20 protein-coding genes are annotated in these 22,610 nt (G+C 64.4%); 8 read left to right on the top strand and 12 right to left on the bottom strand.

Translation table 11 applies throughout. The features are described from left to right. Window positions 1-84 precede the first annotated feature (84 nt). Together ENHY17A_RS06470 and ENHY17A_RS06465 are read right to left on the bottom strand one after the other, a co-directional pair. Window positions 85-4,320, bottom strand: coding sequence for a translocation/assembly module TamB domain-containing protein (locus ENHY17A_RS06470; RefSeq protein ID WP_159711167.1), 4,236 nt, complete (start codon window positions 4,318-4,320; stop codon window positions 85-87). After that, window positions 4,320-6,530, bottom strand: a complete 2,211-nt coding sequence (locus ENHY17A_RS06465; RefSeq protein WP_443018304.1) for an autotransporter assembly complex protein TamA — start codon at window positions 6,528-6,530, stop codon at window positions 4,320-4,322. Before ENHY17A_RS06465 ends, ENHY17A_RS06470 begins: the two co-directional genes overlap by 1 nt. Before the next feature lie 187 nt (window positions 6,531-6,717). Here ENHY17A_RS06465 and ENHY17A_RS06460 point away from each other — a divergent pair, with 187 nt between their 5' ends. Continuing rightward, window positions 6,718-7,755, top strand: a complete 1,038-nt coding sequence (locus ENHY17A_RS06460; protein WP_236547780.1) for a YihY/virulence factor BrkB family protein — start codon at window positions 6,718-6,720, stop codon at window positions 7,753-7,755. Here the strand turns inward: ENHY17A_RS06460 and ENHY17A_RS06455 are convergent. Both ENHY17A_RS06455 and ENHY17A_RS06450 read right to left on the bottom strand, forming a co-directional pair. Next, on the bottom strand, window positions 7,749-8,126 hold the full coding sequence (locus ENHY17A_RS06455; RefSeq protein ID WP_236547779.1) for a Rap1a/Tai family immunity protein: 378 nt from the start codon (window positions 8,124-8,126) through the stop codon (window positions 7,749-7,751). The two genes, ENHY17A_RS06460 and ENHY17A_RS06455, sit on opposite strands and share 7 nt — an antisense overlap. Window positions 8,127-8,194: 68 nt before the next feature. After that, window positions 8,195-8,653: a MarR family winged helix-turn-helix transcriptional regulator gene (locus ENHY17A_RS06450; protein ID WP_159711163.1), complete on the bottom strand. Its 459-nt coding sequence runs from the start codon at window positions 8,651-8,653 to the stop codon at window positions 8,195-8,197. 109 nt (window positions 8,654-8,762) lie between these two features. On the opposite strand from ENHY17A_RS06450, the gene gntA reads away from it, so the two are divergent. The 7 genes from gntA (at window position 8,763) to ENHY17A_RS06415 (ending at window position 15,634) form a co-directional block, all read left to right on the top strand. After that, on the top strand, window positions 8,763-9,449 hold the full coding sequence (gntA, locus tag ENHY17A_RS06445) for a guanitoxin biosynthesis heme-dependent pre-guanitoxin N-hydroxylase GntA (protein ID WP_159711161.1): 687 nt from the start codon (window positions 8,763-8,765) through the stop codon (window positions 9,447-9,449). Then, the gene (locus ENHY17A_RS06440) at window positions 9,410-10,042 is read left to right on the top strand and encodes a DUF1989 domain-containing protein (RefSeq protein ID WP_159711159.1); all 633 of its coding nucleotides are present in this window, start codon (window positions 9,410-9,412) and stop codon (window positions 10,040-10,042) included. The genes gntA and ENHY17A_RS06440 overlap by 40 nt, the downstream gene beginning before the upstream one ends. Window positions 10,043-10,140: 98 nt before the next feature. Then, on the top strand, window positions 10,141-10,971 hold the full coding sequence (locus tag ENHY17A_RS06435; protein ID WP_201296349.1) for an alpha/beta hydrolase family esterase: 831 nt from the start codon (window positions 10,141-10,143) through the stop codon (window positions 10,969-10,971). A 50-nt stretch (window positions 10,972-11,021) separates the two neighbouring features. Beyond that, window positions 11,022-12,269: a putative DNA modification/repair radical SAM protein gene (locus ENHY17A_RS06430; protein ID WP_159711157.1), complete on the top strand. Its 1,248-nt coding sequence runs from the start codon at window positions 11,022-11,024 to the stop codon at window positions 12,267-12,269. Between the two features lie 14 nt (window positions 12,270-12,283). After that, a complete protein-coding gene (locus ENHY17A_RS06425; RefSeq protein ID WP_159711155.1) occupies window positions 12,284-13,681 on the top strand; it encodes a UdgX family uracil-DNA binding protein in 1,398 nt (465 codons plus the stop codon). Window positions 13,682-13,726: 45 nt separating this feature from the next. Beyond that, entirely contained in the window at window positions 13,727-15,196 is a 1,470-nt protein-coding gene (locus ENHY17A_RS06420) for an ABC transporter substrate-binding protein (RefSeq protein WP_236547778.1), read from the top strand. A 6-nt stretch (window positions 15,197-15,202) separates the two neighbouring features. After that, complete coding sequence (locus ENHY17A_RS06415) at window positions 15,203-15,634, top strand: DUF4112 domain-containing protein (RefSeq protein ID WP_236547777.1); 432 nt, start codon at window positions 15,203-15,205, stop codon at window positions 15,632-15,634. Here ENHY17A_RS06415 and ENHY17A_RS06410 read toward each other — a convergent pair whose 3' ends face one another. The 8 genes from ENHY17A_RS06410 to ENHY17A_RS06375 form a co-directional block, all read right to left on the bottom strand. After that, complete coding sequence (locus ENHY17A_RS06410; protein WP_328799130.1) at window positions 15,635-16,336, bottom strand: ribonuclease T2 family protein; 702 nt, start codon at window positions 16,334-16,336, stop codon at window positions 15,635-15,637. It lies immediately after the preceding gene. Further along, window positions 16,333-16,758 carry a hypothetical protein gene (locus ENHY17A_RS06405; RefSeq protein WP_159711151.1) on the bottom strand — a complete coding sequence of 142 codons (426 nt, stop codon included), beginning with the start codon at window positions 16,756-16,758 and terminating at the stop codon, window positions 16,333-16,335. The genes ENHY17A_RS06410 and ENHY17A_RS06405 overlap by 4 nt, the downstream gene beginning before the upstream one ends. A gap of 37 nt (window positions 16,759-16,795) precedes the next feature. After that, the gene (nadC, locus tag ENHY17A_RS06400) at window positions 16,796-17,638 is read right to left on the bottom strand and encodes a carboxylating nicotinate-nucleotide diphosphorylase (protein ID WP_201296348.1); all 843 of its coding nucleotides are present in this window, start codon (window positions 17,636-17,638) and stop codon (window positions 16,796-16,798) included. 4 nt (window positions 17,639-17,642) lie between these two features. Continuing rightward, window positions 17,643-18,653 carry a quinolinate synthase NadA gene (gene nadA, locus ENHY17A_RS06395; RefSeq protein WP_159711147.1) on the bottom strand — a complete coding sequence of 337 codons (1,011 nt, stop codon included), beginning with the start codon at window positions 18,651-18,653 and terminating at the stop codon, window positions 17,643-17,645. 71 nt (window positions 18,654-18,724) lie between these two features. Further along, on the bottom strand, window positions 18,725-19,432 hold the full coding sequence (locus tag ENHY17A_RS06390; protein ID WP_236547776.1) for a DUF4230 domain-containing protein: 708 nt from the start codon (window positions 19,430-19,432) through the stop codon (window positions 18,725-18,727). After that, window positions 19,429-20,283, bottom strand: a complete 855-nt coding sequence (locus tag ENHY17A_RS06385) for an MBL fold metallo-hydrolase (RefSeq protein ID WP_159711143.1) — start codon at window positions 20,281-20,283, stop codon at window positions 19,429-19,431. Before ENHY17A_RS06385 ends, ENHY17A_RS06390 begins: the two co-directional genes overlap by 4 nt. A gap of 320 nt (window positions 20,284-20,603) precedes the next feature. Continuing rightward, on the bottom strand, window positions 20,604-22,199 hold the full coding sequence (locus tag ENHY17A_RS06380; protein WP_159711141.1) for a M56 family metallopeptidase: 1,596 nt from the start codon (window positions 22,197-22,199) through the stop codon (window positions 20,604-20,606). Continuing rightward, a complete protein-coding gene (locus tag ENHY17A_RS06375; RefSeq protein WP_159711139.1) occupies window positions 22,196-22,564 on the bottom strand; it encodes a BlaI/MecI/CopY family transcriptional regulator in 369 nt (122 codons plus the stop codon). Before ENHY17A_RS06375 ends, ENHY17A_RS06380 begins: the two co-directional genes overlap by 4 nt. Between the last annotated feature and the right edge of the window lie 46 nt (window positions 22,565-22,610).

Below are 22,610 nucleotides of genomic sequence, written 5' to 3'. Positions count from 1 at the left end.
CCCATACCGCACGTTCGAATGCGCATGGCATCGCAAAAGCGGGTTGAGGTCAACCGCTAACTGACACGAATGTCGGTAAGTCGATCAGTAATCCCGACGATACCGCACGTTCAGGCTCGATCCGCCGAACGACCCTGTCTGCGTGAGCACGCTAAGTGCTCGGCTGAGTGCCACTTCCAACTGGGTCGCGGTGAAGCCACGCGCGTCGGTGATGATCTCGATGTAAATGTCGTCGGTCAGATATTGACCCGCCGCCAATGCCGTACCCCGACCGCTCGCCTCGTCGGCGCCCAGGATGCGCAACCGGTCGACGCCGGTGGCCGAACGCAATTCGCCGAGCGGATTGAGCCCGCCTCCCGAACCGCGCAAGCCGTTGAGCGCCGACGCAAGCTGGATCGCCTGGACCGGCGTCAAGTTGGTCACCGAGCTTCCGAACAGCAACCGCGACAGCACTTCATCCTGTGCCAGCGCAGGCGTGGACGTGAATGCGATCTGCGGGTTCTGACCGCTGCCGGTCACCGCGATATTTGCGGTGATGCCTTCGGCTTCGGTGGTCGCAAGGATATCGAGCACCGGATTGCCGATCGGCCCACCTTCGAACCGGACGATGCCGCGTTCGAGATCGAAACGCTTGCCGGAGAAGCTGAACGTCCCGCGGATCACATCCGCCCGGCCCGTAACCTGCGGATTGGCAGAGGTGCCACGAATGCGGATGTCCGCCGACCATTCGGATTCCAGCCCCATGCCGCTGACGAACAGGCGGTTGTCCGCGCGCACCCGAATGTTGAGCGCGAACAGGCCCGGAGGCCCGGCGGCTTCCGCCTGTTCCTCGCGGTTGCGCGCATCGCTGCGGCGGCGCACGCCGGTCAGCGTCGCGACCTCGGCCGCACCCTGACGGATCACGACGTAGCGCGCTTCGGGGATCACGAGATCGCCGATCACGCGCGCGCCTTCGCCGTCGTTCACGACCTGGATCGTACCGGAGGCATCGGCACCCAGCGCATCGCTTTCGGCCAATTGCGCATTTTCGAGCTTGGCGACGATATTGATCGGGAAGCCCGCATCCGACCCCAGACCGACCCGGCCCTGCGCCTGAACCGTCCCCTGCCCGGCGCGCGCGGTAATGTTGGTCAGCTCGAACCGGTCATTGGTGAACCGCCCGTCGAGCCGCATATTGGTCAACCGCGTGCCATAGGTTTCGTTGGTATAGGTCAGGTTCGACGCCCGCACGACGCCCGTAAGTTGCGGCGCCTGCACCCTTCCCGAGAAATCCGCAGCAACCCCGATCGGTCCCGACAATTGCTGGTCGGGCAGTCCTGCAAACGAGAACAGCACTGCCGACGGCCCATTATACCGGATGCCACCCGAAAGCGGTGCTGCGAGCAAGCGTGTCGTCCAGCTTCCCGCACCGGGCGGCAGAGGGCTAAGGCCGACATTCATCCGACCGACGGTGGTCGTTCCACGCTTGATCAGCGCTCGCGCGCTTCCGCCTTCGGGCTCCAGTGCGCCGACGAATGCAATATTCACTGCGTCCGACACCGCCGACAGGCTGGTGCGACGGAAATTGGTGATGTTGAGCTGCGCATTCGCATCGGGGAACGCACTCGGGTTCGGTTGGGTGAAGTCCAGGCTGCCGGTAGCATTGCCCTGCAAGCCCAGTCCGGGGACGAAGCCATTGATGACCGCCAAGTCCATCTTGTCGAGCCGTGCCTGCATCGCGAGGCCGTCGCCATACAGCCCAGCGATCCGCATCGTCCCCTGATCGAAATCGATCCGCGTGGGGAGCAAGCGGTATCCACCGCTTTCGGGGCGAATCCGCATCGGCGTACCGGTACGGAAATTGACGCGGTCGCCGCGGCCTTGGAGTGCGATCGTGTAGAGTTCGGGCGTCAGTTGCGCGTTCGCGGCCAGGCGGAACGGCACCCCGGTCGATCCTTCGGCCAGCAACTGCGCGGTGCCGCGCCCGCCGCGATAATCGACCTTGGCGCGGCCACGCTGAACGACGAAGTTGCCCGACCGGAAATTGGCAAGCTGAGCATCGGCAACGATCGCAGGCGCGTCGTCGTACAGCACCACGCGCGCATCGACGATCGCGCGACCGATGGTCATTTCCGCCTGTCCCGGAATACGGGCATCATACGCGCGCGCGGAGACGTTCGCTGCCTGATACTGACCCTGTGCGCCCAGCGTCGCGAGGCCGTTCACGCCAGAACCGGCAAAGCGCACTTGCCCCGCAAACGGCCCGGCAGCAGTCTGTTGCACCCGGCCAGACAGGTCCATGCCCGCGAACGTTCCCGACCGGATATCGACGGTCAGCGTGGGCGCGGTGGCGATCAGCAGATCGGCGTTGAATGGCCCGTAATTGGTCCCGCCCGATGCGACGACGGCATAGCCATTGCCCTGCCCGCGCAATGTCGCGTCGAGATCGACCAGACCGATGCCGACGCCAGGGCGCGCCGCGCGCAGTCGCACGACTGGCGCGGTCAGCGTGCCCGAAGCGGTCGCGGTGAGCGGGCCGTACTGGCTGGACACCGCGCTCAGATTGAACGCGATCGGCCCCGCCGGATCGTATCGCCCCGAGCCATCGGTGATGCGGAACTGCGGTGCGTTCATCCGGATGCGCGAGACATTGACGATGAAATCGGGATCGAGTGCGACCTGGGCCGACAGATAGGCATTGCCGCCCAGAAACTCGCGCGCGCCGTCGTTGAAGATTTCCTGCGTTCGCGCCGACACCCGACCGCGAATCCCGAACCCACCCTGCGGCGCGGTATAGAGATCGGCATCGGTCTCGAGATCGACGATCCCGATCCCGTCGATCATGTAATCGTTGATCCGCCCCTTCAGCGCGCCGGTATAGCGGCCGGTAGACATGTCCGCGACGACGATCGCGGTCGCGTTCACCCGGTCAGACCGGATCGCCAGATTATCGGACAAGATCTGGCTGCCGCTGATCGCCAGGTCACCCTGAATGCGGACATTGGTAACCAGACCGCCGACCGCGGCGTTCAAACCGCTGACTCGCAGCGCGCGCGCATTGACCGGGATCAGGATGCGATCGGCATCGACCGTCGCACGGCCCTCTGCATAGAGCCGCTCGACCACCGTATCGCCGAAACCGATCGACGCGGCCTGAACCTTGTAGTCCACCGTCGGCGTCGCGAACTGGCCGTCGAGCACGACTGCCGCTTGCACCGATCGACCGTTGAGATTTTCGGCGATCGCACCCGGTGTCAGCAGCATCACTTCGGTGCGGAAATTCTCGAACCGGCTGTTGCCGAGGTCAAGGCCACCATTGGCACGCACCATCAGCGCGTCGGAGCGCAGCGCGATCCGCGTATCCGCGCGGCGCTCGTCCAGCGTGGCATCGATCCCGACCTGCATGAACGGAGCGGTCAGCCGCTCGACCGGGCCTTCGAGATAGAGGCCGGGACGCAGCCCGCCGCGCACCTGGATCGCGCCATTGCGGGCCGAAAGGTTGAGGTTGGCGAGTTGAGCCCCGCCCAGCGTGCCGAACGCATTGCCCTGCCAGCTCGACCAGCTTCCCTGCCCGCCCAACGCGAACGCGAGCGGCGCTTCGAGCGATGCCATGCGGCCGATAAACCCGGTCTGCGGTGCATCGATACGCAGCGCGAGGTCGAACTGGTCGTCGTCGGGCACGGCGTCGAGTCGTAGGCTTACGCGGTCGCCACCCGCCGCACCCGCCAGATCGAGCGTGCGCGCATCGGCGACGACCTGCGCGCGACGATCCGCGATCCGCGCGCGACCGGTGATTTGCGCGACATGCCGCTCGCCACTGACCGCCGCGCCGATGTCGAGTCGGTCGATTCGAAGCTCACCAATGTCGATGTCGAGATCGGGCAGCAGCGGCGCATCGGGATCGGTCGGCGTCTTCGATGGTCGCAATTCGGGCAGCCGCGCCAGCCGAATGAGCGGGCTGGTCAGCGACCGAACATCGACATGATTGTTGGCGAATTTGAAGGGTCGCCAGTCGACATTGATCTCAGGCGAGGCGGCAAACACCCCATTTTGGTCGTACACCCGCACGTCGCGCAACGTCATCGCGCCATAGAGCGACCCGTCGATCCGACCGATGCGGACGTTCAGGCCGCTTTCCAGTTCGTATCCGGCGATCTGTTCGACGACGAAACGCTTGCCCGGCCCGGTATTGATCAAAAAGACGGTCGCGACGATCAGCAGCGCCAGGCTGCCGATGACGATCCCGGTCGATTTGGCGACGGTCTGCCACAGCGGACGGCGCACGACGACGCGTTTCTCGTGGATGGGCTGGTCTGCGATCGGAGGCGTATCCTCGACCATCAGAAGGCCTGCCCGATCGAGAGGTACAGCGCGACGCGCGGTTCGCCTTCGCGACGACCGATCGGGGTGGCGAGATCGATACGGAATGGTCCGAAATTGGTGTAGAAACGCCCGCCAATCCCTGCGCCGAACCGCAATCCGCTCGCGTCAGGGAATTCGCTTTCATAGACGTTGCCCGCGTCGAGGAACGGCACGATCCCGAAATTACCGAAGCGGTAACGCGCCTCGATCGAAAACTCGTTGAAGCTGCGCCCGCCGATCGGACGCGGATCGGGCTCGCCATCCTCGTTCAGTTCGGGCGTTTGCGGCCCCAGTTGCTGGAAGCCGAAGCCGCGCACCGATCCGCCGCCGCCCGCGTAGAAACGCCGCGACGGTGCCAGCGCATCGCGCTCGATCCCCTGGATCGTGCCCGCGCGTGCGCGACCCGCGATCACCAGGCTGTCGTTGATCGGATAATAGGCCGTCCCCTCGACGATCGCCCGCACATAAGGCCGCGTGCCGTCGTTGATCGCGGCTTCGGGGCTGAGGTTCAGTTTCAACCGATAGCCGCTGGTCGGGTTCAGCAGATCGTCCGAGGTATCGAACCCAGCAAAGAGCGGAACTGCGCCGACGAAATAGGTATCGCGCACCCGGTCGTTCAGATCGAAATCGAACCGGTCCTCATTGGTCGCGATCAACTCCAACCCATAGGAATAGGTAAAGCGCTTTTGCCAGATCGGGGTCGAATCATAGGATACGCGCCCCGACAACACGCCGGTAAAGGCTTCGAATGCCTCGTAATCCTGCCGATTGGCGGACGCGGTCAATTGCAGCGTGCGGTCGCGCTGTTTCCAGTTCGATTTGCGGAATGTCCCCGCAATCCCCTGTTCCTGGGTGCCCGCGATGGCAGAGGCGATCAGCGCACCTTCGGGTGGGAACAGGTTGCGATGCGTCCAGCTTCCCTCGATCCGGAAACCCTGTCCGGTAGAGAAACCGGCTTCGGCAGCGAGCGTGCGCGGCGGCCCGGCATCCTGCCGCACCAGCATCGTCACATACTCGGTGCCGTCGGGACCCGCTTCTCCGGTGCGTACGGGTTCGACCGATACGGTCGAGAACAGGCTGGTCGCGACCAACGCCTTTTGCAGATCTTCGACCATGCGGCTGTCATAGAGCTCGCCGCGTTCGAACCGGCTGAGCACCTCGATATGGTCGATGTCGAACACGGCATCGCCTTCGCTGCGGAAGCCGCCGAACGATGCGCGCGGACCGGTTTCGACCGGCAGGGTATAGGCGCCAGTAAAATTCGTTTCGTCGAGCAGGATGTCGCGCTGACCCACCTCGGCAAACGGATAGCCGTTTTCGGGCAGTTTCAGGCTGACATTGGCCTCCGCGCCCTGGATGCGTTCCGCCTCGATCGGATCGCCGACCTTGAGCGGAAGGTTGGATGTGATGAGATCGGGCGGCGTTACCGGATTTGCACGAATATCGATGGAGCCGAGGTCGTAGCGCCGCCCCGGCGTCGCAGTGATGACCGCGCGCAGTTGCTGATCGGCGGTCGCAGGCTCGATCACCGACAGTGCGGTCGCATCATAATAGCCAAGCGACTGGAGCAGGCGCACCGCCAGCCCCTCATCCTCACGGGCGCGCGCCGCGACCATCGTTGCATTTGCCGCGCGGCCGTCGCCCTCCTCCAGCGCGGACAAATCGCGGAAGCGGCTTTCGAGTTCAAGTTCGTCGAGGCCGTTGACGACCACGTCATAGCGAAGTTCGACCGCTTCCTCTTCTTCGACGCCAGCCACTTCGACCGGCGTCGCGTCGAAACTATCGATCGGCGGCAGCGGTGCTGCGAGTTCCTGGGTATCCCCGGCGGGAATGGCGGGCACCAGGATCTCGGTCTCGGCCACCGGCGCATCGGGATTTGGCGGTGCGATGGGCTGGACGGTCTGGACCGGGGCGGCGTCGATCGCCTCCAGCGGTGCATCGATATCGCCGGAGATTTCGGGAACCGATTCCTCGAACTCCGCATCGGGAATGATCGGCGCGTCGCCATCGGGATCGGCAACCGGATCGACTTCGGCGATGGGGGGCGGCGTGACGGTCGGAGTCGGACTTGGGGCTGGCGTCGTTTGATTCGCCTGCTGAGCGCTCGCATCGCCCGTCGCGATCAGCGCTGGAATGACCGCGACGCCGAGCAATGCGCTCAACACGACACGATCACGACCCGATGAAATCACGCAGTTCCCCCTTCGCATCCGCATGGCCAGGCCTTTGCCGTCCATAGCGAACCCGGTTCGAACGAGCAGGTCCGATAAACGATCCGGCAACCTTTGCCCATCCTTCTCTTTTTGCACGCGAAAGTTTTTTGCTGCATTGCATCCAAATCGCCACAGACCGCGTTGGCCATGTCAAACGGGGAGAATGAACGCGATGGCCGACGATGCCGCAGCGCAAACAGACGCGACCGGAAAAAGCGACGAGGGGAAGCCTATTCCCGGAGTCGAGTCCGTGCGTCCGTGGCAGCATCCTTGGCCGGCCTGGCGCGCCATCCTGCTGCGCATCTATGCGATGACCGGCTATCACAATTTGACGCTGATGGCGGCAGGCGTCGCCTTTTACGCGTTTCTCTCGTTCGTTCCACTGCTCGGCGCGATCGTCATGTCCTACGGGCTGATTGCCGATCCGGCGACGGTGGGGCGGCACATGGACACCATCTTCGAAATCGTGCCGGTCGATGCCGCGCGCCTGATTGAGGATCAATTGATTTCGGTGGTGACGACCGCAGCCGAACAGGCCGGGCTCGGGCTGGCGGTCGCGTTGGCCATTTCGATCTATGGCGCGATGCGCGCCGCAAGCGCAATGATCCAGGCGCTCAACGTGATCTACGAGGAAGAGGAAAGCCGTAACTTTCTGGTCACGACGCTGCTCGCCGCAGGGCTGACGGTGGGCGCGGTCCTCGCGGCGATCGTCGGATTGCTCGCGGCGGGTGCGCTCGGCTATCTCGGGCAATATGCCGGCGTGCTGGGTTCGACCGGAGTGGTATTGATTCAGATCGCGACATGGCTGGTGGCAGGCGCGATCGCGAGCGCGGGCTTCGCTTTCGTCTATCGCTATGGCCCTGACCGGGCACGCGCGCGCTGGTCGTGGCTGTCGATCGGATCGGTGGCAGCGACGGTGCTATGGCTGGTCGCGACCGTCGGCTTCGGTGTTTACGCCGCCAACTTCGCCAATTACAACGCGACCTACGGCGCGCTCGGGGCGGTCGTCGTGCTGTTGATGTGGCTGTTCGTCTCCAGCCTGGCGATCCTCTTGGGGGCCGAAATCAACGCCGAATCCGAACGCCAGACGGGAATCGACACTACGACGGGGCATGAACGTCCGCTTGGCAAACGCGGCGCGACGATGGCCGATACGCTGCCCAGCAAGCGCCAGGTGAAGCCGCGCCGCGACCGTTACTGATCGGTCTTGCAGGCCCCCGGATAGGCCGCGGTGATCGCGTTCAGCGTCGCGCTGACGGCCGAATAACGCCGTGACTCTTCGTTATCGCGCCACAATTCGACCGCCAGGGTGCGCAGCCGCACGATATCGACATCGCGCGGCATGCAGAAATTGTCCCGGTCGATCCAGCCGAGGTCGCGGGCCATCGCCGCCATGTCGTGCGCCCCCATCAGGAACCAGTCGCACGCCTTCACATCGCTCGCCACGTCGGAGATGCAGGATTGGTAAAGCTGCTCGCCGGTTTTGAACACGCCGGGGGCACGCGTGTCCTGCGCGGTGGCGGGCATAGCGCAGAGCGCCAGTGAAACGGCTGCGAGAAACAGGATTTTCATGGCGGCAGGAGATAGCGGATCATGCGACGGTCGCAAACTCTCGCTTCTCTCTTCCCCGTTGGTCCGAATTATTCCGCCCCTTGTTGGCGCCCCAACGCCTCTGCCGCCGCTTCCAGCCGTTCGAGCATCTCCGACAATCGCTCCACCTCATCGGCAGCAAAGCCCGCGAACAACCGCCGCTCGGTCTCGATCGCCAGCGGAGCGATCTCCTCGTACAGCGCCCGCCCCTCACCGCTCAGCGCCAGCAGGTGCGACCGCTGGTCGGCGTCGTTGGGCAGGCGCTCGATCAATCCGCGGTCGGCGAGCGCGATCGCAGCCCGGCTGACCGTTACCTTGTCCATCCGCGTGCGATGCGTCAGCGCCTGCTGGGTCATTCCCCCGCTTTCGGCGAGCACCGCGATCATCCGCCATTCCGGAATCCGCAGCCCGAACCGCGCACGGTAACTTCGCGCGATAAGGTCCGACACGCGGTTGGACGCGACCGACAGGCGATAGGGGAGGAATTCGTTCAGGCGCAACGTCGTCATCCCTGCATCTTGTCGTATCGACAAACCATCGTCCAGCAGCCGGAACATCATGGCGGTAGAAACGTATGATAGGCGTTGCAAACCCAAGAAAACCGGGGAATCTTGATCCATGTTTGCCTGGAGGCACGACGCGCAGGAACGGCTGGAACAGATGTTGTTCGCCCATGTGAAGGCGGACAGCTTTCCATGCGTGGGCGCAAAAGCCGCCCTTGCGAAGGGCACGCTTGCGGTGCTCGCCTGCAACCGGATCGACAGCGCGTGGGACGATCTGCGCATCCATGACGGTCTGCTGAAATGGGCCGAGGAGTATCGCCGCGATCCCGGCCTTTTTCGCAGTTTCGCAGTCGTGTTCGACGGCCCCGGCGATCTGAGCGAAGGCGAGTTCGAACAGGCGATGTGGAAGCGCGCGCAATCGCTGTCCGACAAGGATGTGTGGCGCGGCCAGTCCTATGACGAAAGCGTCAGCCATGATCCCGCCAACCCCCATTTTTCGTTGAGCTTCGGCGGATCGGCTTTCTTTCTGGTCGGGCTGCACCCCAATGCCAGCCGCCCGGCGCGGCGGTTCGATCGCCCGACGATCATCTTCAACCTCCACGACCAGTTTGAAACGCTGCGTGCGGAGGGAAAATATGAAGGGATGCGCGAGAAGATCCTGGTTCGCGACGAAGACCTGGCCGGATCGCGCAACCCCATGCTGGCGCGGCACGGCGACAGCAGCGAAGCGCGACAATATAGCGGACGCGTCGTCGGTCCCGAATGGCAGGCCCCGTTCGAATACAGTGGAGAGAAACCATAGAAACCCGTCACATCTCCGAACGATCGGGCACCGCGTTCGAACTGAAGGCGGGCGAATTGCTGCACGTCATCGACCCGCGCGGCGAACAGGTGGCGGACCTGTTGGCGTTCAATGCCGCTGACATTGACGAGGTCATGTCGTCGGGTCGCACCTTCGATTATGCCGAGACGATCTATCTGACGGCGGGTCACAAACTCTATTCGAACCGGTCGAACGTGCTGCTGGAGATCGTTGCGGACACGGTAGGGCGTCACGATTTCCTGCTGACCCCATGCAGCGTCGATACGTTCGACCATTTCTACCCCAAACTCGATCGCCATCGCGGTTGTTTCGGCAACCTTGTCGAAGCGCTCGCGCCTTATGGCGTCACCCCCGATCGCATCCCGACCGCGTTCAATTGCTTCATGAACGTCCCCGTCGATGGCGAGACCGGAAAGATTCGCGTGTTGCCCCCGATCAGCAAGGCGGGCGACAGCATCGTTTTTCGTGCCGCCATCGATCTGGTAATCGGCCTGACCGCCTGCTCCGCACCCGATTCGAACGGCGGCAGCTTCAAGCCCATTCATTACCGGATCGAGCCGTGTTCAGACTGACAACGTCCCGACTGACCCTGTTCGCCCTCCCCCTTGTCATGGTTGCGGCACCCGCTGCGGCGCAAGGGTGCGGGCCGGGGTTGCAACCGGGGTCGAATATGATCCCCGTCGCTACGGACAAGGGCACGCGACAGGCTCTGGTTTATCTGCCGACACAATATGACGGCCAGATGCGGTTGCCGCTGGTGCTCAACTTGCACGGCAGTGGATCGCGCGGCGCCGAACAACTCAAAAGCTCGGGGATGGCCGCGACCGCAGACAAGCACGGCTTTATCGTCGCCGCGCCCGATGCGGGCATTCCCGTAAACGACGGCAAAGGTTTTGTCTGGAACATCCCCGGCGTGCCGACCGTCACGGGTGACGTGCCGGGACCGGGCGATGCCGACGACGTCGCCTTTACCGCCGCGCTGATCAATACGCTCGCAGAGCGCGCGTGCGTGGACAAGTCCCGCGTCTATTCCACAGGACTGTCGGGGGGCGGACGGATGAGCTCGTGGCTTGGCTGTGCACTCTCCGCCCGGATTGCGGCAATCGCGCCGGTCGTGGGGCTGCGCGCCGGCCGTGCCCGCGTGGACGATTTGACACGAGTGGACGAGGGCAACTGCGCGCCCGCCAATGCGATGCCGGTCATGGCGTTTTCGGGCGGCGCGGATCGCACCAACCCCAATGCAGGCGGCGAGGGTGCGCGCTGGGGCTACAGCCTCGACACCGCAGTCGCGCGCTGGGCGACGATCAACCGCTGCGGCCCTGCCCTTCCCCGCTATCATCGCGCCGCCGACATCACCGTCGACGCACACGCAGGTTGCGACGCGCAGTCAGAGGTCGTGTCGGTGATCGACACCGATAGCGGCCACAACTGGACCGTCGCCGACAACGACGCGATGTGGGCGTTCTTCTCGCGCCATCGGAGGCCGACCGCAAACCGCTGATTTGAAACGCGTTCTAGACATCGATGCCAAAGAACATTATTAGAACATCGATGTCCAGACTCGATACCCGCGCAAAGCTTTCGATCCTTGCCGACGCCGCCAAATATGATGCGTCCTGTGCGTCGTCGGGGACGTCCAAACGCGATTCGAGCGGCAAGAAGGGCGGGCTCGGTTCGACCGAAGGCAGCGGCATCTGTCACAGCTATGCGCCCGACGGCCGCTGCATTTCGCTGCTCAAAATTCTGCTGACCAACGCCTGCGTGTTCGATTGCCATTATTGCATCAATCGCAAGAGTTCGAACGTCCAGCGTGCGCGATTCACGGTCGAGGAGGTGGTGGACCTCACCCTCTCCTTCTATCGCCGCAATTATATCGAGGGTCTGTTCCTGTCGTCGGGGATCATTCGCAGTCCCGATTACACGATGGAGCAATTGGTGGAGGTGGCGCGACAATTGCGCGAGGTACATCAGTTTCGCGGTTACATCCACCTGAAGACCATTCCCGATGCAGACCCCGATCTGGTCCATGCCGCCGGGCTCTATGCGGACCGGCTGTCGATCAACGTCGAATTGCCCACGGTCTCCGGGCTCTCGCGCCTTGCCCCCGAAAAATCCGCGCCCCGCATCGAAGGCGCGATGCGACATCTGAGGGGATCGATCGAGGACGGCCACGACGCACGCAAACGATATAAGTCGGCACCCAAATTCGCGCCCGCGGGACAATCGACGCAGATGATCGTCGGTGCCGACAGCGCCAACGATACCGAGATCGTGACGAAGGCCAGCGGCTTGTACGGACGGTTTGGCCTGCGCCGCGTCTATTATTCGGCGTTCAGCCCCATCCCGGACGCGAGCAGCGTGCTGCCGCTTCAGCGCCCGCCGTTGATGCGCGAACACCGGCTCTATCAATCCGACTGGCTGATGCGTTTCTACGGTTATTCCCCGCAAGAGGTCGGCGCGGCAGCGGACACATCGGGAATGCTGCGCCTCGATATCGATCCCAAGCTCGCCTGGGCATTGAAACACCGCGACCGTTTCCCGCTCGACGTCAACAGCGCGCCGAGAGAAGCGTTGTTGCGCGTGCCGGGGCTGGGGGTAAAGGCGGTCAACGGCATTCTGTCGGCGCGACGCTGGCGGCGGCTGCGGATAGAGGATGTCGCACGGCTGACGGTATCGATCGCCAAGCTTCGCCCGTTCCTGATCGCCGATGGCTGGAAGCCCAATGTGCTGAGTGACCGGGCCGACCTGGAACCGTTGGTGGCACCGAAACGCGAACAACTCGAACTCTTCGCCGCCTGATCGGTTGGGGCGGGATGCATATCGCCTATCTCGCGGACGAGGATGATTTCGACGGGTGGCGTGATGCCGCACGGCGGTTTGCGCTCGCCGATACCTCGCCCGCCGACATCGTCTGGCAAGTCGGCGACATTCCCGGCGACCTGTTCGCCGCCGATGCTGATGCGCCCATGGATGCTACCGAGGGCGCATTTTCGGTATCGCGCGATTTCGTCACGCTGGCCAAATCGGCAATCTGCCATTCCGACCCCGAACGCTTCGCGCTGCTCTACACGCTGCTGCTGCAACTCCGCGCGCGGCCCGGCAGCATGGGCGACCGCGCCGACCCGTTGCTGCGCCGGATCGAGGATATGGCAAAGGCCGTGCGTCGCGACATCCACAAGATGCGCGCCTTCGTCCGCTTTCGTGAGATCGCCGCCAGCGCGGATGCCGAACCCCGCTTCGTCGCTTGGTTCGAACCCGATCATCATATCGTGCGAACCAATGCCGGTTTCTTCGTCCGTCGCTTCGCATCGATGCACTGGTCGATCCTGACGCCCGAGCTTTCGATCCACTGGGACGGCGAACGGTTGACGGAAGGGCCGGGCGCGACCCAAGCGGATGCCCCGCAGGGCGATCCGCTGGAGGAGATGTGGCGCACCTATTACGCCTCGATCTTCAATCCCGCTCGGGTGAAGATCGGCGCGATGACCAAGGAGATGCCGCGCAAATACTGGAAGAACATGCCCGAGACCGCGCTGATCCCGGCACTGATCGCTGGGGCTCAGGCGCGGGAAGTGAAGATGGTCGAAGCGTCGCGGAGTCGCCCCGGCGGAAATAGCGGGGTTGCGTTGGAAAAACTGCGTGATGAAGCAGCGCATTGCACGCGTTGTCCCCTCCACAAATGCGCAACGCAGACGGTATTCGGCGAAGGCCCGGTCGATGCAGCGCTGATGCTGGTCGGCGAACAACCCGGCGATCAGGAGGACCTGGCCGGACGCCCGTTCGTCGGCCCGGCGGGACAGAAGCTGGACGAAGCGCTGACGGCGGCGGGGGTCGATCGTTCGTCCCTCTACCTCAGCAACGCGGTCAAACATTTCAAATTCGAGCCGCGCGGCAAGCGACGCATCCATTCGAAACCCGATGCGGGAGAGATCGAGGCATGCCGCTGGTGGATCGATCAAGAGCGCCTGCTGGTTCGCCCGCAAGTCACGCTGGCACTGGGCGCGACCGCCGCGCGGTCCTTGTTCGGCAAGGCGGTGACGATCAAGGCGACCCGCGGCCGCGCGCACGAACTCGCCGATGGCAGCGAGGCCTGGGTGACGATCCATCCCAGCTATCTGTTGCGGCTGCCCGACGCGGTACAGGCGGACGAGGAATATCACCGCTTCGTCGAGGAAATCGGCATGGCGGCAAAGCGGGTGGCCGTCGATTAACGCACGGGGTTGGCAGCGCGGCGGGCGGGCCATAGACCTGCACCCGTGACCCGTCGTTCCATCCTCCCTTTCGCCGCACTGATCGCCGCATCGCTGCTGGCCGGGTGCGAGCGACGGCCGGACGACGTGCCTGTGGTCGCCAGCGTGATTGGCGATCAGGCGCAGCTTGCCAATCCCAATGCGCGCTGGCTCGAGCCCACCGAACGCGCGCTGTTGGGTGCCACTGCACAGGGGCTGGTACGGTTCGACGCGGCGGGCGGGATCGAGCCGGGGATCGCCGAGCGCTGGATCGTGATCGACGACGGTCGCAGCTACATCTTTCGGATCGGTGCCGCGCGCTGGCCGGACGGGACGCAAGTCACTGCCCAGGATGTCGTTACCGCATTGAAGCGCGTGGCCGCCGCCGACAGCCGCAATCCGCTCGCCCCCTATCTGACCGCCATCAACCAGATCGTGGTGATGACGCCGCAGGTCATCGAAATCCGACTGTCGGCACCGCGTCCCGATTTACTGTCGATCCTTGCTCAACCCGAACTCGCCATCTTTCAGGCGCGCGGGCTTGCGGGGTCGGGACCGTTTCGCATCATCGAAGATGACGGATCGAGCGTGCTTCTGCGCCCCGATCGCGATCCTCAGGCCATTGCCGACGAAAGCATCGATCCGCCGACGCCAGCCGAGCATGTCCGCCTGCGTGGCGAACGCGCCGCATTGGCCGTTGCACGGTTCGTCGAACGGCAAAGCGATCTGGTGCTGGGTGGCGGATTCGACGACTGGTTGATTGTCCGCGCCGCAGAGCTGCCCCCGGCATCGATCCGCATCGATCCCGCCGCCGGGCTGTTCGGTCTGGCGATCGTCAATCGCGACGGCTTTCTGGCCGAGCCGGTCAATCGCGCGGCGATTGCCGGAATTTTCGACCGCGCGCGGTTCACCACCGCGCTCCGCCCCGACTGGGCAGCTGCGGAAACCTTGCTTCCCGATCAACTCGATTCCGCTTCGTCCCCCGCCATCCCCGAATGGGCGACGCTCGACCTCTCCACCCGGCGGCTGGCGGCGCGGGCGCGGGTTTCGATCTGGCGCGCACAAAGCGAGGAAACGGCGGCGCTGCGCGTCGCCTTGCCGTCCGGATCGGGGAGCGATGCGCTATGGGCGTTCCTTTCGAACGGCTTTGCCAGCGTCGGATTGCCAGTGACGCGCGTGGCGATGGATGCCGACGCCGACCTTCGACTGGTCGATCGCGTCGCGCCATATGACAGTGCGCGCTGGTATCTGGCGATGGCGTGCAATCCCTGTTCGGACGACGCGCAAGCCGCGGTCGATGCCGCCCGCGCCGCGCCCACACTGGCGGAGCGCCGCGCCGCGATCGCCATCGCCGATATCGCGGTGGCCGCCGATACGCCCTTCGTGCTGATCGCACGTCCGCTGCGTTGGTCACTGGTCGCGCAGCGGCTCCAGCGTTTCCAGCCCAACGTGCGCGCGTCGCATCCATTGAACCACTTGCGCGGCGACCCCAATTAGATTTTCATGGTCAAACCTACCCCGATGAAGCCCGCCGGCCTCGGCGCTTATGCAAAGACGCTCCCGATCGGCAGCGATCCGGCCTCGATCCGCAAGCGCCTGGTTGCGCTCGAACGATTGCTGGAACGCAGCTTCGTCATTCCCGGCACGAACCAGCCCTTCGGCCTCGACCTGATCCTTAACGCGGTGCCGGTGCTTGGCTCGTTCATCGGCGCAGGGTTTTCGAGCTACATGATCTGGGAAGCGCGCAATCTGGGCATGAGCAAGCTGGCGATGTCGCGGATGGCGGGCAATGTCGCGATCGACTGGGCGTTGGGCGCGATCCCGCTGATCGGTGCGATCCCGGACTTTTTCTTCCGGTCGAACACCCGCAACCTGCGCATCATCAAAAAGCATCTCGACAAGCATCACCCGGCGACGGTGACGCTCAACGGCTGATCAGCGCGACCCGCGCCAGATTTTGAGGGGCGCGCTGTTGGTGGCCCCCTGACGGGGCGGACAGATGCGATAGCGATATCGGGTGTCCATGCACACCCGCACTTCGTCCAGCCAGCCGTCTTTCGTCGTCGCGACCTTGACCATCTGCGGTGTCATGCCTCGATTGGCGCGCGCAAAGGCGGCTGCGAACTGAACCACGGTCAGCCCGCGCCGCCGCGACAGCGCATCCATGTCGGGATAGCGCACCGCCGCGTAGAGCCGCGATGCATCGGCAAAGTAACGCGCGGGCGAAACCCCCATGCACGTCCCATGCTTGGCATATTCGTGCTGCAATAATTGGACTGAGGGCGTCATGCACAGATTGGCACGGATCAAGCGTTCGGAAAGCAGCGCGGCGGGGCGACAATATTGCGGCCAGTCGCGCCCCTTTCCGTCGGGCCACAACCCATGAAGCGTAAATCCGAAGCGATTGCCGCTGCTGCACGCGAGGCGATCGTCACGCCCGGCATTGCGGCATAGCTGGGGCTGCCAACTGATCGCCAACGTATAGCTGCCGATGGGGATGTCGCGCTTGGGCTGGCTCTGGGTCGGACCGTCTGGACGCGGGCGCGGGAGTTCGGCTGGCAAGGCGCAGCGATAGGCCTGCGCGATGGCGGGCGCGGGCAGCGCGACCAGCCCGATCGCCAATCCCAGCCGGATCACGCGCCGGGTGCCTCGTCTTCCTCGTCCTCATAGGCAAACCAGGGCTTCGCATCGGCGCGGAACAGCATCACGATGGCGGCCAGTTCGACGATGCGCGCGGCGATGGTCAGCACCGACGGCAGCGACCCGTTCATCGCCAACTGAACCGTCGCGCCGATGCCCCACAGATTGAGCAGGAAGAACAGGACCGCTGCCCATTTCGCAACGCTGCTTCCCCGCTTGGCCACGAAGAACCAGACGATCAGCTGGGCCAGCACGACGACGCCGATGGCGATGCCCGCGACCGCAGCCGCGCCGCCCTCCGCCCCCGGAATCGTCGCGCCGCGCACCAAGGCGTCCCAACCGAGCGCGGTCGCGATCAACGTCAGCGCGATAGACGCGAGATAAAGCCGTTCGAACAGCTGGATCGACTTCGGACGCATGGTTTCCCCTCAGAATTTCGAAGGGGCAGATGTGCCGTTAGATGCTGCGGAAGTCGAGCCCGATATCGGCCGCGGGTGCCGACTGGGTCAGCCGCCCGACACTGATGAAATCGACGCCGGTCTCCGCAATCGCGCGGATCGTGTCGAGCCGTACGCCGCCCGATGCTTCGGTATGGACGCGGTTTTTGACCACGCCGACCGCCTCGCGCAATGTCTCCACGCCCATATTATCGAGCAGCAAGTGCGTTGCGCCCGCCGCCAGTGCCGGTTCGATCTGGTCGATGCGATCGACCTCGACGATGATCCGCATGATCCCCGCTGCCACCGCCCGCCGCACCGCTTCGCCGACGGAGCCCGCGACCGCGACATGATTGTCCTTGATCATCGCCGCGTCCCACAAGCCCATGCGATGATTGGTCGCGCCACCCATCCGGGTCGCGTATTTCTCCAACACCCGCAGTCCAGGAATCGTCTTGCGCGTATCGAGCAACGTCGCGCCGGTGCCTTCGATCGCATCGACATAGCTTCGCGTCAGTGTCGCCACGCCCGACAGATGCTGCACGGTGTTGAGCGCCGACCGCTCCGCCGTCAGCATCGCGCGGGCATTGCCGGTCAGCCGCATCAGGTCGCTCCCCGGCGCGGCCCGGTCGCCGTCCGACACCAGTCGCTCGATCACCACATCTGGGTCGAGTCGCCGGAAAAACGCCTCGGCAATCTCAAGTCCCGCCACCGTGATCGCGTCGCGGCTGTCCATCACGCCCGCAAAGCGCGCATCGGCGGGAATCACAGCGTCGGAAGTGATGTCCCCGCCCTCGCCCATGTCCTCGGCCAACGTCGCGGTAACGAACGCGTCGAGATCGAACCCGTCTGGCAATGCCATCCGCTCAGTCGCCAGTGACGGGTGCGGGGCCAAGGTCGCCCATGCCGACGGTTCCGCTCGCCATCGCCAGCATCCGGTCGAGCGATTTCTTGGCGCGGACGCGCAAGCCCTCTTCGATCTCGATCCGCGGCTCCAGGTCGCGCAACGCGATGTAGAGCTTCTCGACGGTATTGAGCGCCATATAGGGGCAGATGTTGCAGTTGCAGTTGCCGTCCGCACCCGGCGCGCCGATGAACAGCTTCTCGGGCACCGCCTTTTCCATCTGGTGGATGATGTGCGGTTCGGTCGCGACGATCACAGTCTCGGCAGGCGTGGTCTTGGCATATTCCAGGATGCCGCTGGTCGAACCGACATAATCGGCATGGTCCAGCACATGCGGCGGGCATTCGGGATGCGCGAGCACGGGCGCGTCCGGATGCTGCGCCTTCAGCTTCAGCAACTCGGTCTCGCTGAACGCCTCATGCACGATGCACACGCCGGGCCACAGCAACATGTCGCGCCCGGTCTTGCGCGAGAGATACCCACCGAGATGCTTATCCGGGCCGAAGATGATCTTTTGGCTGGCCGGGATCTGAGACAGGATTTTCTCCGCTGACGAGCTGGTAACGATGATGTCGCTCAGCCCTTTCACCTCGGCGGAACAGTTGATGTAGGTCAGCGCGATATGATCGGGATGATCGGCGCGGAACTTGGCGAACTGATCGGGCGGGCAGCTGTCTTCCAGGCTGCATCCGGCATCCATGTCGGGCAGGATCACGGTTTTGCCGGGCGACAGGATTTTCGCAGTTTCCGCCATGAAGCGAACGCCGCAAAACGCGATGACATCGGCATCGGTCTCCGCCGCCTTGCGCGACAGGTCCAGGCTGTCGCCGACGAAATCGGCAAGGTCCTGGATTTCCGGGCGCTGGTAATAGTGCGCCAGGATGACCGCGTTGCGCTCCTTGCGCAGCCGATCGATCTCGGCGAGCAGATCGACGCCAGTAAGCGATCCACCGATACCGTTACGTGCGTCCATCACCTTAGCCCTTTAGAAAATATCCCGCGGCGGGTGCCGCAAAGCGCGCGGTTAAACAAGCCCGCGCCGGGTCATTGCCGATTGGCCAGAACCTCATCGACCGATTTGGTGACGTCCCATTGCTCGCGCAAGCGGTCCGGGCGGTCATAAGGAAAACTGACGACCACCTGCGCATCACCGTAACCCAACGATTCGAGCGGGGCACCCAGCAATTCTGCGAGCGCGCGACGCCCATTCTCGCGCGCCTGCGCCATGCGCTCGGGCGACTGCGCCTCCGCCCGCGCCCGCGCGTTGGCGCGCTGCGACACCTGTCGCGCCAGCGCTTCGCCTGCCTCCCGCGTCACGTACAAGCCCTGCGTGCGGACCAGACTGCGCTGATCCTCCATCACATTGGGCGTACCGACGGAGACATCGGGTGCATCGACGATCAGCGTGCGCGCTTCCGGCACCCAGCGGATATCGTCGGGGCCGATCTGCGACGCATCGATGAAATAATCGACGACGAACGGCATCTTCACCACCTGATCGGTCTTGAGCATCCCGAAGCCGCGAACATCCTCCGCGGTCGATTGCACCGTGCCGTTCAACTGCGCGACGCGGAGCGAACTTGTCGCCGACAGCCGCGCGGCGATGATCTGGGTAACGGTGTCGCCGGTTTCGGTCTCGGTGACGGTATAGCGTTCACGATAATGCTCCCACGCGAAATAGCCCGCGACCAACACTGCGATCGCGAGCAATCCGACAAGCGCGGGGACCAGCCAGCGGGGTTGGGACGTCAAACCTTGAACCATCTGTCCCCATCAACCCGCACCAGCGCACGGCGTTCCAGATCGATGAGATGCGCCAGCACCGATCGCCCCGCCGCACCATGCAATCGCGGGTCGAGCCCGACATACATCTCACGCACCATATCGGGGATCGCATGGACCCCGCGGTCGAGCAACCGGACGATCTGGCCCTCGCGTTGCTTGCGGTGCCCCAGCATCCCGCGCACCAGCCGCTGCGGTCGTTCGACCGCGGGGCCGTGTGCGGGATAGTAAATGCGGTCCTCGCGTGCCTGCAATCTTTCCAGGCTCGCCATGTAATCACTCATGTCGCCATCCGGGGGGGAAACCACGCTGGTCGCCCACCCCATCACATGGTCGCCGGTGAACAGCGCCCCGCTTTCAATCAGCACGAAGCACAGATGGTTCGACGTATGGCCCGGCGTCGCCACCGCCTCGATTGTCCAGCCCTCGCCCGCGATCCGCTCGCCATCGGCCAACACCCGGTCGGGCGCATAGTCGCGGTCGAACGCCGCGTCGGCGCGCGGACCGCCATCCTCCAGCACCAGCGCGGCACAACCGATGATCGGCGCGCCCGTCGCCTTCGCCAGCGGTCCGGCTAGCGGACTATGGTCGCGGTGGGTATGCGTGCACAGGATGGCGCGGACCGGACGGCCTGCGATGGCGGCCAGCAGGGCGTCCAGATGTTCGGGCAAGTCCGGCCCCGGATCGATCACCGCGACATCGCTCGTGCCGACCAGAAAACTCTGCGTGCCGGTATAGGTATAGGGCGACGGATTGCCCGCCAGCACCCGCGCGACGAGCGGTTCCAGTTGCTCGAGCGTGCCTGGGGATGCTTCGGTCATTGGATTCAGATGGCGGGTGGAAGCGCGCGAGGCAAGGGTTTGCAGACAGGACGCACCCGCCTCTCCGTTGGTGTCGAGTAGGGTTCGAGCTTGTCGAGAACCCGTATCGAGACAGGGTGTTTGATGGCCACCCTCCCTCGATACGCCTTCTCGACTTCGCTCGAAGGCTACTCGGGACGAACGGTGCGGAGTGTGGGGGAGCAAGACCATGTCAGAAAAAACGGGACCGGCTCCACGAAGGAAGAGCCGGCCCCGTCGAAGGACCTCACGCGCGAAATAGGGCAAACACGCGGACGAAGCCCCTCTCCCTCCCCGAGGGATTAGTCGTCTCGTTGGCTTTCCAGTTCGGCCATCGCCTGATCGACCCCGGCCAATGCTTGGGCGCGTTGTTCGGCCGAAAGGTCGGCCTGCGCCTCGATCGCGCGACGGGCGTTGCGCAGGCTCATCCGCGCCATGTCACGACCCATGCGCGCCGACGACAGCGCCAGCACCCGGTCGTGCGCACCGCGTTCAGACGCATCGGCGGCCAGCTTCTCGATCCGGTCGGTGCAAATGATGGTGACTCGTTTTCCGTCCGCCATCGGCGTTAGGCCGGGCCGGATCGCGCCTTCGCCCGGCCCGCATTTGCCTTCGACGATTTTAATCCGCTTCTCCAGATCAGCAGCCAGCTTTTCGCCATCGATCCGCGAACGCTCGGCGCGAGCGAGTATCCGGTCGAGTTCGGCGGGGTCCATGTCCTCGCGGCTGCGGATGACGATCTCACGGCCGTCACGCTCCCCGCGATAGATGCCAATCCCCTCCTTCTTCATGAAAAGGCGCGGTTCGGTCGGCGCTTCGGGCGCGTCCGCCGTACGGGGTTTGCGCGGTAGCGGTGCTTCGACCGGCTCGGGTGCGGCGGGCACCTCCTGCGCGACCAGCGGCGCCAGCGACGGCAGCGTCACATCCGCAAGCTTCATACCGATCTTGTCCTCGACGGTGGTGCGGACCGTCTCCGCCGCATGGGTTCCCGATGCCGTCAGGCCCAGCGCGACAAAGCCGATCGCGGCGGTCGCCGCGGTTCCGCCGAGCACGCGCCCCCGCGAGCGTTTCTGATTGTCGAGCATCATCTTCAGCCTCCCCTTCAAATCGTTGATCGTATGCAGATGGCACGCCGCCGACACCGCGCCACCATGCGCGGACTTGACGATGGCGAGGCCGTAGGCGTGGCGTAGCGAGGGTTCGCGGCCCGACAGGACCAGCGCGTCGCACGCCATTTCCTGATCGGCGCGAAACGCGCGGAATGCTTTCCAGGCGACCGGATTGAACCAGTGCAGCCCCAGCATCACCAGCGCGACCCAGTTGGCGATCAGATCGCCGCGGGCGTGGTGGCCCAGCTCGTGCGCCAGCGCCAGATCGCGTTCGACGTCGTCGTAACGCTCTGCGAAATCGCGCGGAAACGCGACGGTCTTGCGAAAGATACCGAACGCCAGCGGCCCGTGCGCGACATCGCTTTCGATTACCTCGACCCGGCCATCGGCCATCCAGTCGGTGGCGCGTGCCTGTCGGCGAACATTGGCGCAAAACCGCCGATGGGAAATCAGGTGATAGGCGATGAACCCGCCCGCCCCGATCGCCCAGCCCGTCAGCAGGATCAGCGCCCAGGGCACGCCCTCTCCGGTGATATAGACGGCCGGCGTCTCGGCCAGCGGTTCGACGACATAATAGAGCATCTGCTGGCTGGCGTCCGACAGCGGTGCAATGCCGTGATCGGGCACCGTCGCGGGCAGCGGCGGCATTACCATGCGCAGTACCGGCAGCAGCCACAGCGCATAGGCGACATTAGGCCCGAACGCGCGGCGAACGGGGTTGCGGATCGCGAGCACCAGCAGCATCAACAGCGTCGTCGCGACCAGCGTCTCGATGGCCCAGGCGATCATTGCTTCAACGCCTGCAAAAGCGCCTCGATCTCTTCGATTTCCTGCGCACTCAACGCATCGCGCTCGGCGAGATGCGCGACCAGCGGCGACAATTTGCCCCCGAACAACCGGTCCATCAATCGCCGCGACTCGCCCTCGACATAATCCTCGCGCTGGACGAGCGGACGGTACAGATAGCGCCGCCCATCCTCCTCATGCGCGATAATGTTCTTGGCGAGCAGACGACCCAGCAGCGTCTTGACCGTGTTGGCGCTCCACGCCCGGTCGGGCGCTGCGCGTTCCGATACGTCCTGCGCCGACAGGGGCGACTCGTCCCAGAGCACCTCCATCACCGCATGTTCGGCATCGCTGATCCGTTCGCTCATGATCACCCTCTTTCGACTACGCCTGTAATCAACTCGATTACGCCTG

Origin of the sequence: Sphingomonas sp. AX6 (assembly GCF_902506605.1) — a bacterium.
Lineage (GTDB): Bacteria > Pseudomonadota > Alphaproteobacteria > Sphingomonadales > Sphingomonadaceae > Sphingomonas.
Note: the sequence above shows the minus strand (reverse complement) of the source record. Positions and strands in the feature narration are given on the sequence as shown.

What these genes read in the sequence shown, in the direction of transcription:
- ENHY17A_RS06470 (WP_159711167.1), bottom strand. Translation starts at nt 4,320, where the DNA reads ATGGTCGAGGATACGCCTCCGATCGCAGACCAGCCCATCCACGAGAAA.
- ENHY17A_RS06460 (WP_236547780.1), top strand. Translation starts at nt 6,718, where the DNA reads ATGAACGCGATGGCCGACGATGCCGCAGCGCAAACAGACGCGACCGGA.
- ENHY17A_RS06455 (WP_236547779.1), bottom strand. Translation starts at nt 8,126, where the DNA reads ATGAAAATCCTGTTTCTCGCAGCCGTTTCACTGGCGCTCTGCGCTATG.
- ENHY17A_RS06450 (WP_159711163.1), bottom strand. Translation starts at nt 8,653, where the DNA reads ATGACGACGTTGCGCCTGAACGAATTCCTCCCCTATCGCCTGTCGGTC.
- gntA (WP_159711161.1), top strand. Translation starts at nt 8,763, where the DNA reads ATGTTTGCCTGGAGGCACGACGCGCAGGAACGGCTGGAACAGATGTTG.
- ENHY17A_RS06440 (WP_159711159.1), top strand. Translation starts at nt 9,410, where the DNA reads ATGGCAGGCCCCGTTCGAATACAGTGGAGAGAAACCATAGAAACCCGT.
- ENHY17A_RS06435 (WP_201296349.1), top strand. Translation starts at nt 10,141, where the DNA reads ATGATCCCCGTCGCTACGGACAAGGGCACGCGACAGGCTCTGGTTTAT.
- ENHY17A_RS06430 (WP_159711157.1), top strand. Translation starts at nt 11,022, where the DNA reads ATGTCCAGACTCGATACCCGCGCAAAGCTTTCGATCCTTGCCGACGCC.
- ENHY17A_RS06425 (WP_159711155.1), top strand. Translation starts at nt 12,284, where the DNA reads ATGCATATCGCCTATCTCGCGGACGAGGATGATTTCGACGGGTGGCGT.
- ENHY17A_RS06415 (WP_236547777.1), top strand. Translation starts at nt 15,203, where the DNA reads ATGGTCAAACCTACCCCGATGAAGCCCGCCGGCCTCGGCGCTTATGCA.
- ENHY17A_RS06405 (WP_159711151.1), bottom strand. Translation starts at nt 16,758, where the DNA reads ATGCGTCCGAAGTCGATCCAGCTGTTCGAACGGCTTTATCTCGCGTCT.
- nadC (WP_201296348.1), bottom strand. Translation starts at nt 17,638, where the DNA reads ATGGCATTGCCAGACGGGTTCGATCTCGACGCGTTCGTTACCGCGACG.
- nadA (WP_159711147.1), bottom strand. Translation starts at nt 18,653, where the DNA reads ATGGACGCACGTAACGGTATCGGTGGATCGCTTACTGGCGTCGATCTG.
- ENHY17A_RS06385 (WP_159711143.1), bottom strand. Translation starts at nt 20,283, where the DNA reads ATGACCGAAGCATCCCCAGGCACGCTCGAGCAACTGGAACCGCTCGTC.
- ENHY17A_RS06380 (WP_159711141.1), bottom strand. Translation starts at nt 22,199, where the DNA reads ATGATCGCCTGGGCCATCGAGACGCTGGTCGCGACGACGCTGTTGATG.
- ENHY17A_RS06375 (WP_159711139.1), bottom strand. Translation starts at nt 22,564, where the DNA reads ATGAGCGAACGGATCAGCGATGCCGAACATGCGGTGATGGAGGTGCTC.